15 protein-coding genes are annotated in these 15,090 nt (G+C 64.4%); 6 read left to right on the top strand and 9 right to left on the bottom strand.

Annotated features, from left to right (window positions below; all coding sequences use genetic code 11):
- Positions 1–121 precede the first annotated feature (121 nt).
- Positions 122–2,767: an aminopeptidase N gene (pepN, locus tag EJ073_RS11040; protein WP_126055755.1), complete on the bottom strand. Its 2,646-nt coding sequence runs from the start codon at positions 2,765–2,767 to the stop codon at positions 122–124.
- A gap of 154 nt (positions 2,768–2,921) precedes the next feature.
- On the opposite strand from pepN, the gene EJ073_RS11035 reads away from it, so the two are divergent.
- Entirely contained in the window at positions 2,922–3,101 is a 180-nt protein-coding gene (locus EJ073_RS11035; protein ID WP_126055754.1) for a hypothetical protein, read from the top strand.
- Positions 3,098–4,075, top strand: a complete 978-nt coding sequence (locus EJ073_RS11030) for a DMT family transporter (protein WP_126055753.1) — start codon at positions 3,098–3,100, stop codon at positions 4,073–4,075. Before EJ073_RS11035 ends, EJ073_RS11030 begins: the two co-directional genes overlap by 4 nt.
- Here the strand turns inward: EJ073_RS11030 and EJ073_RS11025 are convergent, their stop codons facing one another.
- The 3 genes from EJ073_RS11025 to EJ073_RS11015 form a co-directional block, all read right to left on the bottom strand.
- A complete protein-coding gene (locus EJ073_RS11025) occupies positions 4,076–4,888 on the bottom strand; it encodes a helix-turn-helix transcriptional regulator (RefSeq protein WP_126055752.1) in 813 nt (270 codons plus the stop codon).
- Positions 4,889–4,973: 85 nt separating this feature from the next.
- A complete protein-coding gene (locus EJ073_RS11020) occupies positions 4,974–5,891 on the bottom strand; it encodes a uracil-DNA glycosylase (RefSeq protein ID WP_126055751.1) in 918 nt (305 codons plus the stop codon).
- A 49-nt stretch (positions 5,892–5,940) separates the two neighbouring features.
- Positions 5,941–6,582 (bottom strand): hypothetical protein, encoded by a 642-nt coding sequence (locus EJ073_RS11015; protein WP_126055750.1) that lies wholly within the window; start codon positions 6,580–6,582, stop codon positions 5,941–5,943.
- Positions 6,583–6,779: 197 nt separating this feature from the next.
- Between EJ073_RS11015 and EJ073_RS11010 the strand changes: the two genes are divergently transcribed.
- Positions 6,780–8,459 (top strand): electron transfer flavoprotein-ubiquinone oxidoreductase, encoded by a 1,680-nt coding sequence (locus EJ073_RS11010; protein ID WP_126055749.1) that lies wholly within the window; start codon positions 6,780–6,782, stop codon positions 8,457–8,459.
- 140 nt (positions 8,460–8,599) lie between these two features.
- Positions 8,600–9,199: a DUF922 domain-containing protein gene (locus tag EJ073_RS11005; RefSeq protein WP_126055748.1), complete on the top strand. Its 600-nt coding sequence runs from the start codon at positions 8,600–8,602 to the stop codon at positions 9,197–9,199.
- 19 nt (positions 9,200–9,218) lie between these two features.
- Here EJ073_RS11005 and EJ073_RS11000 read toward each other — a convergent pair whose 3' ends face one another.
- The 5 genes from EJ073_RS11000 to EJ073_RS10985 form a co-directional block, all read right to left on the bottom strand.
- On the bottom strand, positions 9,219–10,229 hold the full coding sequence (locus EJ073_RS11000; RefSeq protein ID WP_126055747.1) for an endonuclease/exonuclease/phosphatase family protein: 1,011 nt from the start codon (positions 10,227–10,229) through the stop codon (positions 9,219–9,221).
- A 137-nt stretch (positions 10,230–10,366) separates the two neighbouring features.
- Positions 10,367–11,827, bottom strand: coding sequence for an AMP nucleosidase (locus EJ073_RS10995; protein WP_245455537.1), 1,461 nt, complete (start codon positions 11,825–11,827; stop codon positions 10,367–10,369).
- 180 nt (positions 11,828–12,007) lie between these two features.
- Positions 12,008–12,202 carry a hypothetical protein gene (locus EJ073_RS10990; RefSeq protein WP_126055745.1) on the bottom strand — a complete coding sequence of 65 codons (195 nt, stop codon included), beginning with the start codon at positions 12,200–12,202 and terminating at the stop codon, positions 12,008–12,010.
- 32 nt (positions 12,203–12,234) lie between these two features.
- A complete protein-coding gene (locus EJ073_RS31535; protein WP_189347422.1) occupies positions 12,235–12,387 on the bottom strand; it encodes a hypothetical protein in 153 nt (50 codons plus the stop codon).
- 180 nt (positions 12,388–12,567) lie between these two features.
- Positions 12,568–12,909 carry a DUF2147 domain-containing protein gene (locus EJ073_RS10985; protein WP_126055744.1) on the bottom strand — a complete coding sequence of 114 codons (342 nt, stop codon included), beginning with the start codon at positions 12,907–12,909 and terminating at the stop codon, positions 12,568–12,570.
- A gap of 432 nt (positions 12,910–13,341) precedes the next feature.
- Between EJ073_RS10985 and EJ073_RS10980 the strand changes: the two genes are divergently transcribed.
- The gene (locus tag EJ073_RS10980; RefSeq protein ID WP_126055743.1) at positions 13,342–13,608 is read left to right on the top strand and encodes a sel1 repeat family protein; all 267 of its coding nucleotides are present in this window, start codon (positions 13,342–13,344) and stop codon (positions 13,606–13,608) included.
- 317 nt (positions 13,609–13,925) lie between these two features.
- Positions 13,926–15,047 (top strand): ABC transporter substrate-binding protein, encoded by a 1,122-nt coding sequence (locus tag EJ073_RS10975; protein WP_126055742.1) that lies wholly within the window; start codon positions 13,926–13,928, stop codon positions 15,045–15,047.
- Positions 15,048–15,090: the final 43 nt, after the last annotated feature.

Here is a 15,090-nt window from a genome sequence, read left to right as displayed (position 1 = left end):
GCACGCCCGAATCGTCATTAAAGAATCAAAGGTGATTCGCCTTGTCCAGAGGCGCGGCCAAAAAAGATTAAAAGTTGATTGAAATTCGTCCTTTCCTCCCACAGGAAGAAAGGGAAAGCCCTTACGCCAAAGTCCGCTCGACGATATCCCTGAGATCGGCCGACAGCTTATCCGCGGCGGCCATCGCAAGCAGCGCCTCCCTGGCCTTGGCCTGGCGCTTCGGTTCCAGCGAGCGCCAGGAGCGCAGCGCCGTCGCCAGCCTTGCCGCCAGTTGGGGGTTGCGCTTCTCGACCTCGAGCACGGTCTCGGTAAAGAAGCGGTAGCCCTCGCCGTCGGCGCGGTGGAAGCCGGTCTGGTTGGCGCTGGAGAAGGTGCCGACCAGGGCGCGCACCCGGTTGGGATTGGCCATCGAGAAGGCAGGGTGACCGGTCAGCGCGCGCACCGCCTCGACGGTCCGCGGGCCGGGCACGCCGGCCTGGATCTGAAACCATTTGTCCATGACCAGCGCATCGCCGCCGTACTTCGCTTCGAAAGCGGCCAGCGCCTCGACCGCTTGACGCGAGCCGGCATGCCGATGCGCGAGCACGGTCAGTGCGGCGGCGCGATCGGTCATGTTGCTGGCGGAGCGGAAGTGACTGGCGGCGAGCGCGGCGCCTTCCGGCAGCAGCGCCAGATAGTCGAGCAGGATGTTGCGCATCGCGCGGCGTCCGGCGCTCGAGGCATTGGGGCTGAACGGCCCCTTGTCGGCAAGCCGTTCATAGAGGTCGGAGAAGCTATCGCGGTTCGGCTTGGCGATCGCCAGGGCCAGCGCCTCGCGTGCTGCGAAGATGGCGTCGGGGTCGATGCCCTTGCCGATGTCGCGGGCGATGTCGGCCTCGCTGGGGAGCGACAACGCCAGAGCCCGATAGGCCGGCTCCAGCGTCTCGTCGACGGCGATCTTGCCGGCAAGCTCGGCGAGTCGCGCCGTGAACACCGGCTCCGTGCCGCCGAGCACCTGGCGGAAGGTCGCTATCAGCGCGTCGGTCAGTAGCGTGTTGAAGGCCTGCCAGCGCGCGAAGCTGTCGCTGTCGTGGCCGGCAAGGAAGAACTGGTCGTCGGCTCTCTGTTCGACCGAGAGCGTGATTGGTGCCGAGAAGCCGCGGTTGAGCGACACCGCCGGGCGCTCGGCGACGCCGGTGAAGCGCACCAGATGGCGGCGCTTGCGGATATGGATGACGCCATCCTCGACCGTCGCACCCTCGACGGCGTCATAGGCGACCGGCTTGCCGCCGGCGCCGACCAGGCCGAAGGCCAGCGGAATGTGCATCAGCCGCTTGCGGCTCTCCGACGGTGTCGGCGGCACGGACTGCTCGATCTCCAGCGTGAATTCCTTTGTCCCCGCATTGTGCGAGGAGCTCACGGTCAGGTTCGGCGTTCCCGCCTGATGATACCACAGGGCGAATTGCGACAGGTCGCGTCCCGACGCATCCTCGAACGCCTTGAGAAAGTCCTCGATCGTCGCGGCCTCTCCGTCGTGGCGCTCGAAATAGAGGTTCATGCCGGCGCGGAACGCGCCGGCGCCGAGGATGGTGCGGATCATGCGCACCACTTCCGAACCCTTCTCGTAGACGGTCGCCGTGTAGAAATTGTTGATCTCGCGGTAGCGGCGCGGCCTGACCGGATGTGCCAGCGGGCCCTGATCCTCGGGGAACTGGTGGGCGCGCAGCGTGCGCACCTCGGCGATGCGCTTAACCGCCCGCGAGCGCTGGTCGGCGGAGAATTCATGGTCGCGGTAAACGGTGAGCCCTTCCTTCAGGCAGAGCTGGAACCAGTCGCGGCAAGTGATTCTGTTGCCTGTCCAATTGTGGAAATACTCATGCGCGATGATCGCCTCGATATTGGCGAAATCGGCATCGGTCGCGGTCTCCTCGTCGGCCAGCACATATTTGTCGTTGAAGATGTTGAGGCCCTTGTTCTCCATCGCGCCCATGTTGAAGTCGGAGACGGCGACGATGTTGAACACGTCGAGATCGTATTCGCGGCCGAAGGCGTCCTCGTCCCATTTCATCGAGCGCTTCAGCGCATCCATCGCATAGCCCGCCAGCCGCTCCTTGCCGGGCTCGACATAGATGCCGAGCTCAACCTTGCGGCCGGATAGGGTGGTGAAGCTGTCGGCCACCTTGCCGAGATTGCCCGCCACCAGCGCGAACAGGTAGGACGGCTTGGGGAAGGGATCGTGCCAGACCGCATAGTGCCAGCCATCGGCAACCGCGCCGGTTTCCACCGGGTTGCCGTTGGAGAGTAGCAGCGGCGCTTCTTCGCGCCGCGCCTCGATGCGCACTGTATAGACCGACAGGATGTCCGGCCGGTCGAGGAAATAAGTGATGCGCCGGAAGCCCTCGGCCTCGCATTGCGTGCAATAGACGTTGCTGGAGCGATAGAGTCCCATCAGCGCCTCGTTGCGCGCGGGCACGATCTCGGTTTCCAGGACAAGCTCGAAGCGGGAAGCGGCCGGCGGCTTCAGGATGGCGAGTTCGTCGGGCGTTGCCGCGTAGTCCGCCGGCTGAAGCTCGCGGCCGTCAATGGCGATGCCGATCAGCGTCAGCCCGTCGCCGTCGAGCACCAGCGGCGCTGACGCCGCGACGCCACCGCGGCGCTCGACTGTGAGCGTGGCGGTGACGCGGGTTGCCCCTGGCGAAAGGCGGAAAACGAGGCTGGTCTCCGGGATGAGATAGTCACTGGGGCGATAGTCTTCGAGCTTGAAGACCTGGCCGGTATCGGTGCGCATTCGGAAGGGTTTTCCTGTCCTTGCCGGCGCGGCAAACACGCCCCGCTGGTCCAAAAAAACGAAGTCCGCGCTCTTTACACGAAACGGTCACTCGACAAAACTGCGCCAATGCCTATTCGGGCATCCATTCCCCCACCGTCATCGCGAGGCATTCATGGGCGTGGTCACACCGAAACTCGCCATGGGCGCTTCCGTGTTGCGTCGCGAGGACCAGGCCTTCCTCAAGCGCGAAGGCCGCGGCGCGCTCCGCCGCGGGCACGGCATCAGCCACACCGGGATGCCGGCCACGCCGGCGCGCATCTGCGCGGCGATCCGGGACGCCGCGCCAAGGTGAGCGCCGAGGCGAGAGCTGAGCCGCAAGGCGACGGCGGACACGCCGGCCACCACAGCACGCTGCGGGGCATTGTGCTAAAGATCGTATCGGTGGCGGTCTTCGTCGGCATGCAGACTTGCATCAAGGCGGCCGGCGACGTGCCCGCCGGCCAGATCGTCTTCTTTCGCTCCTTCTTTGCCATCTTCCCGATCATCGCCTTCCTGGCATCCAAGCGACAGCTGGCCACCGCATTCGCCACGAAACGGCCGTTCAACCACGTCGCGCGCGGTATCGTCGGCGTCGGCGCCATGGGGCTCGGTTTCTTCGCGCTGACCAGGCTGCCGCTTCCCGAGGCGATCACGCTGAACTATGCCCAGCCCCTGCTGGTGGTGGTGTTCTCGTCGATCTTCCTTGGCGAAGCGATCCGTGTCTACCGCTGGAGCGCTGTCGCCATCGGTCTTGTCGGTGTGCTTCTCATCTCCTGGCCGAAGCTGACGCTGCTGCGCTCTGGCGCGGCGCTCGGTGACCAGGAGGTATTGGGGGTCATCGCCGCCTTCGCCGCGGCGGCGATCTCGGCCATCGCCATGCTCTTGGTCCGCAACCTCGTCCAGACCGAGAAGACGGCGACCATCGTGCTCTGGTTCTCGTCGACGGCGAGCGTGCTCTCCCTGCTGACATTGCCCTTCGGCTGGCAGCCGCTGACGCCGGTGCAGGCAGCCCTCCTGGTTGTCGCCGGCTTTTGCGGCGGGCTCGGCCAAATCCTGATGACGGCGGCCTACCGCCACGCCGAGGCCTCCGTCGTGGCGCCGTTCGAATACAGCTCGATGATCCTCGGCGTCGTGGTCGGCTATCTGGTGTTCGGCGATGTCGCGTCGCTCAACACGCTGGCCGGCGGTCTGATCGTGGTGGCGGCCGGCATCTTCATCATATGGCGCGAACGGCAACTTGGGCTTGAACGCACGCGAACGAGGAGGGCGACGCCGCCGCAGGGGTGATCAAGACCGCTCGGCACGCTCCTTCGCCAGCCGCACCAACGTCGACCGCGTCTGCTCGTCGGCCGGGAAAAAGGATTCGATCGCCAGTTCCGACAATGTGACATCGAGCGGTGTGCCGAAGACGGTGATCGTGCTGATGAAGGAGAGCACCTGATCGCCATGCGCGAGCCGGAGGGGGTGCACGATGCCGCTCGGCTCGATCTGGGCCGGCCGTCCGCTCTTCAGCCCGGAAGGATAGGCGCGCAACTCCTGTTCCAGCTCGATCAGCACGGGGTCGCCAATGGCGTCGTTCTGATGCCTCAGCCGTTCGAGCAGATGCGCGCGCCATTCGGCTAGGTTGACGATGCGCGGCGCAACGCCGCCGGGATGCAGGCTGAGCCGCAGCACATTGACCGGTGGCGCAAGCAGCGATGGTTCGGAAACATCGGCCAGGAATGGGCCGATCGCCGCATTGGCCGAGATAAGGTTCCAGTGCCGGTCCACGGCCAGCGCCGGAAAGGGCTCGTGGCCCCGGAGCACGGTTTCCACCGCCGCCATCGCCGGTGCCAGCGACGCATCGGAGAGCGGCTTCTCGCTGAAACTCGGCGCGAAACCCGCAGCGAGCAGCAGCTGGTTGCGCTGCCGCAGCGGGATTGAAAGCTGCTCGGCCAAGTGCAGCACCATCTCGCGCGAGGGCTGGGCCCGGCCGCTCTCGACGAAGGAGAGATGCCGCTGCGAGATCTCGGCCTCCATGGCAAGATCGAGCTGGCTCATGCGCCGGCGCGTGCGCCATTCGCGGATGAGGCTCCCGGCGGAGGTTTCGGATGTTGTCATGTGGGAAGGACTAAGGCGGCCAGGGGAGTAATTCAATTACCCCGGAGGTTATGGTGCCATCTCCCCCAAGGGGGGAAGGGGTGTTTCACTCCAACGCCTTCAGCTTCGCCTTCACCTCCAGAAAATCCCGCCAGGCCAGCTTCTTGTGCGCCGGCGTCCGCAACAGATAGGCCGGATGCAGCGTCGGCATGGCGGGAATGATGGTGCCGGACGCGGTCGTATGCGTGCGCCAGTTGCCGCGCAATCGAAGAATACCCTCGGTGGTGTTGAGCAAGGTCTTGGCCGAGGGGCCGCCGAGACTGACCAGCAGCTTCGGATTGACCAACTCGATCTGCCTTTCGATGAACGGCCGGCAGATCTCGGTCTCGTGCGGCGTCGGCGTGCGATTTCCCGGCGGCCGCCAGGGGATGACATTGGCGATATAGGCCGACGTGCGGTCGAGGCCGATTGCCGCCAGCATGCGGTCGAGCAGGCGCCCGGAGCGGCCGACGAAGGGCAGGCCTTCGAGGTCCTCATCGCGGCCCGGCGCTTCGCCAACCAGCATCAGCTCGGCATTGGGATTGCCGTCCGCGAAGACCAGGTTTTTAGCGGTGAATTTGAGATTGCAGCCGTCGAAGGCCGCCATGTGCTGACGCAGCTCGTCGAGCGTGGAGGCGCTGGCAGCCATCTGCCGCGCGAGCAGCGCCTGCGCCTCGTCGGGTACTGCCGCGACGGCGGGCGCGGTGCGCGCCGGCGCATCCGGCACCTTGCTTGCGTCCAGCCCGGGCGCTGCCGTTGGTCGCTCTGGCGCTCTGGTTGCGTCGCGGCCTGGCTCCGGTGCCGGCCGTTCCTGGGACCGGCTTTCGCGCGCGGCCGGTGCCTGAGCGCGCTCGGCTTGCTTCGGCTGGACGTCGGCGAAGCGGTTGATGGGCGCGTCCTCCAGCGCCTCATCGACGCCGGCGCTGGCATAGAAGGCGAGCAGCTCGGCGATTTCGGCAGGGGTGTTGGGGAAGGCGGCGATCATGCTGCCACCATCGTCCGCGCGGCGGCGATTTGCAACCTCGGTGAGTTTGTCAGCCCGTCGGTATCCGCGGATCCTGCACCAGATAGAACGTCCAGCGCGGCGTGTAGTCGGTGATCAGGAATTCGAAGCTGCCCGTCATCAGCGGGTCGATCTTGCCGTTCTTGAACAAAAGCCGGTCATAGGGTTCGAAATCGCGGTCGAACTCGGCGAAGTTGCTCGCCACGATGTTGTCGGGCGACTTATTGCGCTGGTCGAAGGACAGGCCATCGCCGAATACGCTCGGCTGGTCGAGGATCTCCTGTAGCTCGAACTGGAACTCCACCCAGGCCTGGCCGCTGTTGTTGAGCGTCTCGATGCGCATGTAAATGATGCCGTTGGCGACCTCGCCGGCCTTGCCGAATGCCTCGATCGGCTTGGTGGTGCGGATGGTCAGCGTCACCGGTGTCGCCGAATTCAGCTCTTCGGTGATGACGATCGGATCCTCCTTGGTGCCGATGCCAGAGGCGCCAGTGATGTGAAAGCCGCCGAGTTCGTCGGAAAAGGAATAGGCGCCGGTTGCCCAGACCTTTTGCGGATCGGCATGGGCAGCCGGGGCCAGCAATGGAAGGAGCGGAAGAACCGCCCGGCAAAGCCGGCCGGGCGTCGAGAAAAAGCGCGTCAATGAGAAGCCGGATGGCTCAGGCGTGCGCATGGCGCGAAGTATTGCCGATAAGCAAGCCGTCGAACAATTGAAAAACGCCGGGAGAAATGGTTCTTCCCGGCCGGGCGCGACTTTTTGTCGAAATCGGCTTTGTCCGTTAAGCGCCGGTTTCCCGTCGCGAATTGATGCGCTATGCAGCGCATGAGCCAGCACAATGCGGGAAAGCGCGGCAAGCCAGTGAGGGGTCGATGAGCGATATCGAACGCGAGAGCATGGAATTCGACGTGGTCATCGTCGGCGCTGGTCCGGCTGGCCTTGCCGCGGCGATCCGTCTGAAGCAGGTCAATCCCGAGCTTTCCGTCGTCGTGCTGGAGAAGGGCGGCGAGGTCGGCGCCCACATCCTGTCCGGTGCCGTCGTCGACCCGATCGGCATCGACCGGCTGCTGCCGGGCTGGCGCGAGGAGGAAGGCCACCCGTTCAAGACGCCGGTGACCGATGATCATTTCCTGGTGCTCGGTCCGGCCGGCTCCTTCCGCCTGCCCAATATCCTGATGCCGCCGCTGATGAACAATCACGGCAACTACATCGTCTCGCTCGGCAATGTCTGCCGCTGGCTGGCGACCAAGGCCGAGGCGCTCGGCGTCGAGATCTATCCGGGCTTTGCCGCCGCCGGCCTGCTCTACAACGATGCCGGCGCCGTCACCGGCGTGGTGACCGGCGACATGGGCGTCGAGAAGGACGGCACGCATGGTCCGTCCTTCGCGCCCGGCATGGCGCTGATGGGCAAATATGTGCTGATCGGCGAGGGCGCGCGCGGCTCGCTCGCCAAGCAGCTGATCGCCAAATACAAGCTCGCCGACGGCCGTGAGCCGGCCAAGTTCGGCATCGGCCTGAAGGAACTCTGGCAGGTCAAGCCGGAGAACCACAAGCCTGGCCTGGTGCAACATTCCTTTGGCTGGCCGCTCGACATGAAGACCGGCGGCGGCTCCTTCCTCTACCACCTCGAGGACAACCAGGTGGCGGTCGGCTTCGTCGTCCACCTGAACTACAAAAACCCGTATTTGTCGCCCTTCGAGGAGTTCCAGCGCTTCAAGACGCACCCGGCGATCAAGGGGACCTTCGAGGGCGCCAAGCGGATCGGCTATGGCGCACGCGCCATCACCGAAGGCGGCTGGCAGTCGGTGCCGAAGCTGTCCTTCCCTGGCGGCGTGCTGATGGGCTGTGCTGCCGGCTTCGTCAACGTGCCGCGCATCAAGGGTTCGCACAATGCGGTGCTATCGGGAATGCTGGCGGCCGAGCATGTCGCGCAAGCGATCGCCGACGGCCGCGCCAATGACGAGCTTTCCTCCTACGAGGCTGCGTGGCGGGCGACCGACATCGGCAAGGATTTGAAGAAGGTGCGCAACGTCAAGCCGCTGTGGTCGCGCTTCGGCACCATCATCGGCGTCGGCCTCGGTGGCCTCGACATGTGGCTGAACACGCTGTTCGGCCTCTCGCCCTTCGGCACGCTGAAGCACGGCAAGGCGGACTACGCGACGCTGGAGCCGGCTGCAAAATATGAAAAGATCGCCTATCCGAAGCCGGATGGCGTACTGACCTTCGATCGGCTCTCCTCGGTGTTCCTGTCCAACACCAATCACGAGGAAAATGAGCCGGTCCACCTCATCGTCGGCGACGCGGCACTGCAGCAGCGCTCCGAGCACGATGTCTTTGCCGGACCCTCGACGCGTTACTGCCCGGCCGGCGTCTACGAATGGGTCGACAAGGACGGCAACGCCGCTGCCGATCCGTCGGCCAAGGACGTGCGCTTCGTCATCAACGCGCAGAACTGCGTCCACTGCAAGACCTGCGACATCAAGGACCCCAACCAGAACATCAACTGGGTGCCGCCACAAGGCGGCGAAGGCCCGGTCTATCAGGGCATGTGAGACAGGCAGACGCCTGACCCGGCCGTCTCGACCGCCGCTCAAACAAAAGCCGGCGAGGGCCAGTCTATCGGGGCATGTAACGGGCCTGTTGAAACCGCGGCGCGCTTGTGTTTCCCTTCCCTGACGAGTGGAGGAAGGCCATGCGCGTTTCGGTTCTGGCATGCCTTGCGGCGATTGGCGTCCTGTGCAGTTTCAGCCCCATAGCATCGGCCGGCACCAAGCTGCTGGTCAAGACGCGCACCTACGAGATATCAGGTACAACAGGCGTGGCCCTGGTCGCGGCGATGGACCGCAACGGCCCCAAGCATGGCTTCATGACCCGCGCCATCGCCGACACCGCCTATACGGTGAATTGGGACCTCGCCATCAGCCGCACCGATGGAGTCTGCCACCTGCGGCAGGCCGACGGCGTGCTCGACCTCACCTACACCTATCCGCGTCTGGCGCAGCCGGCCAGTGCCGCGCTCGAACGCCGCTGGAAGCGGTTCTTCGCCGGCGTCCGTGCGCATGAGGAGACGCATGGCCGCATCGCCAGGCGCATGATGCAGGCCACCGCGAAGTCGGTCCGTCGGCTCAAGCTTGCCGACAACTGGTTTTGCACCGGCACCCGCCAGGAGGCGAGACGGCGTATCAACGCCGTCTACGCCGAATACGAGGCGAAGCAAAGGGCCTTCGACGCCCGCGAGCACCGCAATGGCGGCCATGTCGAGCATCTGGTGGATGCCTTGATCAAGCCTTGAGGATCGAAGGAACGCAGCGCTAGCGCAGCGTCTTGCCCGGTTGTTTGACGGCCGCCAGCGCCGTCTCATGCTCGTCGTCCGGCTTGTTCTCTTGCGGACGCAGCGAAAACTCCACCAGCACGGGAAGATGATCGGAGCCGGTTTCTTCGAGCCGCGTCGCCGAATGGATGATCACCCCGCCCTTGCTGAACACCTGGTCGATCGGCAGGCCGGCGAAGCGCCGCAGGACATCCGGCAGCTTGATGTACATCCAGGTCGGTCCGGCCGACGGCATGACGGTGAGCTTGCCGAGCGCCGCGACACGCCGCACCGCCGCGCTCCACGGCACGGCGTTGCAGTCGCCGGCCATGATCGCCGTCTCGCCAAGCGAGGCGAGCTGCTCCGACAGTTCACCGATCTGCCAGGACTGCTCGCGCGGCCATGGCCAGCTGAGATGGATCGCGGCGACATCGGCGCTGACACCGCCGAAGTCGACGCTCGCGATCGCCATCGCCCCGCGCCGCTCGCAATGCGGCCCGGTCCCCGCGACGAACGGACGCCTGGAGAGCAGCGCAACGCCGAACACGCCGTTCGGATAGGGACAAAGGATCCGGTAGGGATAGGCGCTGGTGATATAGCCAAGCTCGGTCGTCCACATCTCCGACACCTCGTCGAGGGTGATCACGTCGGGATTGGTCCGCCCTATCAGCGACAGCACTTTCTTCGGCGTCGGATTGTCGTAGCGCAGGTTCATCTGCAGCAGGCTGTAGACGATCTGGTCGGCCGGTTTGGCGTCCGCCTGCACCGGCCACAGCCTGGGTAGCGCGCTCAGCGTCGTGGCGAAGCTGGCGATGGCGAACAGCAGTGCCGCGGCCGCCTGCAGGCGAAACGGGGTTGCAAGCAAGGGCAGCGCCAGGAGCGCGATCAGCACGGCCAGATGAACGCGGAAATGCGAGAAGGAATCGAAGGCCGGATGCAGCGTGCCGAAAAACCCGGCAATCAGGGCGGCCGCGAACGCCATCATCGCCAGGAATGTCACCCCGGCTGTCATGTTAGAGCGCGATCCACCTGATCTCATCTGCCTGACTACTCAATGCCGCTGGCAACCTGTCCGGCTTGCTTATCCGTCAAATTGCGGCCCGATCAAGACGACGAGTTGCCTAGCCGGTTTTTGCAGCTGGTGACCGCCTATTGGAAGGCAGTCTCGGAAAAGCTCCTGAGTTTGCGCGAATGCAGCCGCTCCATAGGCATTCCGGCCAGCTTCTCCATCGCCTTGATGCCAATCGTGAGATGCTGCGCCACTTGCCTTTTGTAGAACTCGGTCGCCATGCCCGGCAGCTTCAGCTCGCCATGCAGCGGCTTGTCGGAGACGCACAGCAGCGTGCCGTAGGGCACGCGGAAGCGGAAGCCGTTGGCGGCGATGGTCGCCGATTCCATGTCGAGCGCGATGGCGCGCGACTGCGACAGCCGCTGCACCGGTCCGCGCTGGTCGCGTAGCTCCCAGTTGCGGTTGTCGATGGTGGCGACGGTGCCGGTGCGCATGATGCGTTTGAGGTCGTAGCCGGAAAGCCCGGTGACCTCGGCGACCGCTTCCTGCAGTGCCACCTGGATCTCGGCTAGCGGGGGGATCGGCACCCAGACCGGCAGGTCGTCGTCCAGCACATGGTCCTCGCGCACATAGGCATGCGCCAGCACATAGTCGCCAAGCGCCTGCGTGTTGCGCAGGCCGGCGCAGTGGCCGAGCATCAACCAGGCGTGCGGCCTCAGCACCGCGATATGGTCGGTGATCGTCTTGGCGTTGGAGGGACCGACGCCGATATTGACCATGGTGATGCCGCCATGGCCGGGCTTCTTCAGATGATAGGCCGGCATCTGCGGCAGGCGTTGCGGCGGCGTGCCTTCGGCGGGCACGCTCGACCCGGCATGGGTGATCACGTTGCCGGGTTCGATGAATTCGGCATATCCGCCGCCGCCATTCTCCATCAGATCGCGTGCGCGGGCGACAAATTCGTCGATGTAGAACTGGTAGTTGGTGAACAGCACGAAGTTCTGGAAATGCTGCGGGCTGGTCGCGGTGTAATGCGTCATGCGGTGCAGCGAATAGTCGATGCGCTGCGCCGTGAACGGCGCCAGCGGCCGCGGCTCGCCGAACGCCACTTCGAACGTGCCGTTGGCGATCTGGTCGTCAGTGCCGTCGAGGTCCGGCACGTCGAACAGGTCGCGGATCGGCCGCTGGATACGCTCGGCGGCGCTGCCGTCGACATAGGTGCCCTCCAGGAAGGCGAAATGCAGCGGAATAGGCGTGGTCGATTCCGACACCGTTACCTGGACGCCATGGTTGCGCATGATCAGCCGAAGCTGCTCGACAAGGTAGTTTTCGAACAGCGCCGGCTGGGTGATGGTGGTCGAGAAATGTCCGGGCGTCGGCATGTGGCCATAGGCCTGTCGCGAGTCGACCTGGCTGAAGGAGGTCGTGGTGACGCCGATCTCGGGATAGAAGGCCCGGTAGCGCTTGTTGCTGTCGCCGCCGGCGGCCAGTGCCGCGAAGGAATCGCGCAGGAACTTGGTGTTGCGGTCGTAAAGCACCTGCAAGGCCGCGACCGCCTTCTTGGCGTCGTTGAAACTCTGCCTGCCGAAAGGCTCAGGCATGACGACCGATTCGATGGCTTGGGGGTAGATTCGCTTTTCCATGGCTCAATATAGAGAGTTGGAAGAGCGGTTGGGAGGGGGAGGCGGGCGCGAAGGCGGCCAAAGTGCCGATTTTTGTCCGCGTCTTGAGATGGAAGTGAGATCAGATCAGCCTCGGCCTCGCCTGAGTATCGACGTGTTTCAGCCGCGCTGCAGGGAGACCAGCAACACGAAGCCGACGCCCGACTTCCGCGGCGAGGGGGCCTCGATCGTCGAGCCGTTATCGGCCCGCATCATCGGCACCGCCAGCACCGGGGCGGCAAGCAGCATCAGGATGAGCGCCGCCCGCGGCAGGAGCCGGAGGATGTTCAGGGCGCTGGTGGTGATGCGGTTCATGGTCGTTGCTTCTCGTTTGAGGGTTGGTCGGTTCAGCGGATGAAATGGTTCATGCAGCCCGGCCGGCAGGCATTGGCGCCATCCCAGGCGCGGGCCGGGCGTCCGGCCTCGGCCACCAGGATGGCGAAGAGCATGCCGAATAGGCTCATCAGCAGGCAGACGATGGTGAAGCGGCGGGCGAGCATTGCGTTGGTCCTCTCCTTCAATGCCGAGGAGAATGCCCGAGCGCCGCTGAACCGGCTCTGATGCCGGTATTCATCTGCGGTTCAAGTTCGTTGCTGAAAATTTGGTGGCGCGCCTGCCGCCGAAAAAGAAAACGGGGCCGCGAAGGCCCCGTTTTCAGGTGATGGCGGCGAAGGCGCCGATCAGAGCTTGTGCCAGGTCTGGCTCTTGCAGAGCAGGCCGCCGAGCACGCAGCCGCTCATCTTGAGCGAGGTGCCCGAAAGCGTCGCCTTGCCGGCATAGGTCTTGTCTGTTTCCGGGTCGGTTATGCTGCCGGCATATTTGTTGTCGCCGGCCGCCTTCAGCGAGCCGATCGTCTTGCCGGCGAACTTGCCGGTCTTCAGCGTGATGGAAAACGCGCCGCCGCCGCCGATCGCCGCCGTCTCGCCGGATTGCGTCTTCCAATTGCCCTCGATCGGATCGGCAAAGGCCGCGCCGGCCATGATCAAGGTGGCCGCCACGGCCAGGCTCACTTTTCGCAACATGTCTGTCCTCCCTATAGGTTCAGGTGGGCCCCGTCCCGCCTTCCTACCCCTTACGCAAACGTAAGCTAGTCCAGCTTCCGGCAAAACAAAAGCGGTGCCGCCGGGGAAGGTTGCAGGATTTTGCCGCCCTCTTCAACGCGGAAATGAACGGGCCGCTTCGTGGTCTTTGGTTCCCGTGGTTAGCGGAGTCTTGATCCGGTCGTTAGAAGTTTTCGTCAAATTTGCCGCAAACAGGCTCAACTGCGGGCTTTGTATGCTTAACGAATTTAAGCGTTTACCTCTTGTTTTAGCTTTGTTTTCCTCAAATTAAGCACGCCATTTAACGACGGATTCAAGGCTCGGCTTCATCCTCGAAAGCATCGAAAGAGCGGCCCCCGAGGGATACCAAGGGACAGAAGGAGGCAGCTCTCGGGAGCCAGACAGGGGATTGAAATGGCACGTTTTGAAATGCTTGAAGGCGGCTTCGGCGCCATGGGAGCAACCGCCCAGGCCGACATTCTTTTCGAACTGGGCATGATGTATGCGACCGGCCGCGACTGCGAGACCGACGTCGTTGCCGCCCACAAATGGTTCAACATCGCCGCGATCAAGGGTTCGGTCCGCGCCGCTGAGCTGCGCTCCGAACTGTCAGCGGCAATGTCGAAGGCCGAGATCGCCAGGGCGCTGCGCGAAGCGCGCGAATGGATGACGATGCACTGAGGGATATCCGAGGGGGCCAAGGCCGCGCAGACGGCCGGCGCCAGGGACAAGGCCGCGGCAAGACGGTCGGACGAACAGGAAGACAGGGATGCGACCGGGCGCGGGAGTGTTCGGGGAAGCTCGATTGGCAAAAGCTGCGACCGGCCGGGACAAGGCCGGCGCGGCTTTTGCCGTTTTAGGCGGTTCGCGATACATTGCAGGCCCAATCGAGTGCCGGCAATGCGCCAAGACATGCCGGGCGAAGGATGAAATTGTCCGGCCTCTCTGAAAGAAGCGCGGCCGAAACGGCCGCGCGCCAGTGGAGGAGTTCTATCGCTATGAAAAAATTGGGTATTTTGAGCGCGGCCGCATTGGGCCTGATGATGAGCGCGCCCTTGGCCTTCGCCGATGACATCACCATTTCCGTGGTTGGTCCGATGACCGGCCAGCTCGCCACCATCGGCGACCAGTTCAAGCAGGGCGCCCAGGCCGCCGCCGACGCCATCAACGCCTCCGGCGGTGTCAACGGCAACCAGATCAAGCTCGACGTTCAGGACGACCAATGCGATCCGAAGCAGGCGGTTTCGGTCGCCAATCGCATCGTCGCCGACGGCACCAAATTCGTCGACGGCCATGCCTGCTCGGGTTCCAGCATTCCCGCCTCCGCCGTCTATGCCGAGGCCGGCACGCTGATGATGAGCCCGGCCTCCTCAAATCCGGAGCTGACCGATGCCGCGGCCAAGGCCGGCTGGCCGACGATCATGCGCCTCTATACGCGCGACGATGCGCAGGGCGCCTTCATCGGTCCGTGGATCGCCAAGAAATATGCCGGCAAGAACGTCGTCATCCTGCATGACAAGAGCGCCTACGGCCAGGGCGTGGCCGACGCCGTCAAGGCGACGATGAATGCCGGCGGCCTCAAGGAAGTGGATTACGAAGGCATCAATGCCGGCGAGAAGGACTATTCCGCCCTTGTCACCAAGCTGAAGGAGCTGAAGGCCGACGTCGTCTATTTTGGCGGCTACCATCCGGAAGCCGGCCTCATCCTGCGCCAGGCGGCCGAGCAGAACGTCAAGTTCCAGCTGATCATGCCGGACTCGATCGCCACACCGGAATTCTGGCAGGTTTCCGGCCCGGCCGGCGAAGGCACGATGTTCGTCTTCCCGTCGGATCCGCAGGCGAAGCCCCAGGCCAAGGATGCCGTCGCCAAGATCAAGGCCGGCGGCTTCGCACCGGAAGGCTTCACACTGTTCTCCTATGCCGTGGTCCAGGCCTTCGCCGAGGGCATCAAGCGCGCCGGCAGCGACGATCCGGCCAAGGTCGCCGAAGCGCTGAAGAACGGCCAGCCGATCAGCACCGTGGTCGGCGACGTCGTCTTCGACGAGAAGGGCGACCTGAAGAACGCCAGCTACGACATCAACCAGTGGCACGATGGCAAATACGCGCCGATCCAGCCGTAGTCGTTCTGCATCCGGATTGAGATGGCCGGGCTCATCCCGGCCA

Source organism: Mesorhizobium sp. M4B.F.Ca.ET.058.02.1.1 (assembly GCF_003952505.1).
Lineage (GTDB): Bacteria > Pseudomonadota > Alphaproteobacteria > Rhizobiales > Rhizobiaceae > Mesorhizobium.
The sequence above is the reverse complement of the archived record's forward strand: the minus strand, read 5'-3'. Positions and strand labels throughout refer to the sequence as shown.

Bases quoted from the DNA above. Each gene is read 5' to 3' on its own strand.
- EJ073_RS10990 (WP_126055745.1), bottom strand. From the start codon at position 12,202: ATGAACCGCATCACCACCAGCGCCCTGAACATCCTCCGGCTCCTGCCG.
- EJ073_RS10975 (WP_126055742.1), top strand. From the start codon at position 13,926: ATGAAAAAATTGGGTATTTTGAGCGCGGCCGCATTGGGCCTGATGATG.
- EJ073_RS31535 (WP_189347422.1), bottom strand. From the start codon at position 12,387: ATGCTCGCCCGCCGCTTCACCATCGTCTGCCTGCTGATGAGCCTATTC.
- EJ073_RS10980 (WP_126055743.1), top strand. From the start codon at position 13,342: ATGGCACGTTTTGAAATGCTTGAAGGCGGCTTCGGCGCCATGGGAGCA.
- pepN (WP_126055755.1), bottom strand. From the start codon at position 2,767: ATGCGCACCGATACCGGCCAGGTCTTCAAGCTCGAAGACTATCGCCCC.
- EJ073_RS11005 (WP_126055748.1), top strand. From the start codon at position 8,600: ATGCGCGTTTCGGTTCTGGCATGCCTTGCGGCGATTGGCGTCCTGTGC.
- EJ073_RS11015 (WP_126055750.1), bottom strand. From the start codon at position 6,582: ATGCGCACGCCTGAGCCATCCGGCTTCTCATTGACGCGCTTTTTCTCG.
- EJ073_RS11035 (WP_126055754.1), top strand. From the start codon at position 2,922: ATGGGCGTGGTCACACCGAAACTCGCCATGGGCGCTTCCGTGTTGCGT.
- EJ073_RS11025 (WP_126055752.1), bottom strand. From the start codon at position 4,888: ATGACAACATCCGAAACCTCCGCCGGGAGCCTCATCCGCGAATGGCGC.
- EJ073_RS11000 (WP_126055747.1), bottom strand. From the start codon at position 10,229: ATGACAGCCGGGGTGACATTCCTGGCGATGATGGCGTTCGCGGCCGCC.
- EJ073_RS10985 (WP_126055744.1), bottom strand. From the start codon at position 12,909: ATGTTGCGAAAAGTGAGCCTGGCCGTGGCGGCCACCTTGATCATGGCC.
- EJ073_RS11020 (WP_126055751.1), bottom strand. From the start codon at position 5,891: ATGATCGCCGCCTTCCCCAACACCCCTGCCGAAATCGCCGAGCTGCTC.
- EJ073_RS11010 (WP_126055749.1), top strand. From the start codon at position 6,780: ATGAGCGATATCGAACGCGAGAGCATGGAATTCGACGTGGTCATCGTC.
- EJ073_RS10995 (WP_245455537.1), bottom strand. From the start codon at position 11,827: ATGCCTGAGCCTTTCGGCAGGCAGAGTTTCAACGACGCCAAGAAGGCG.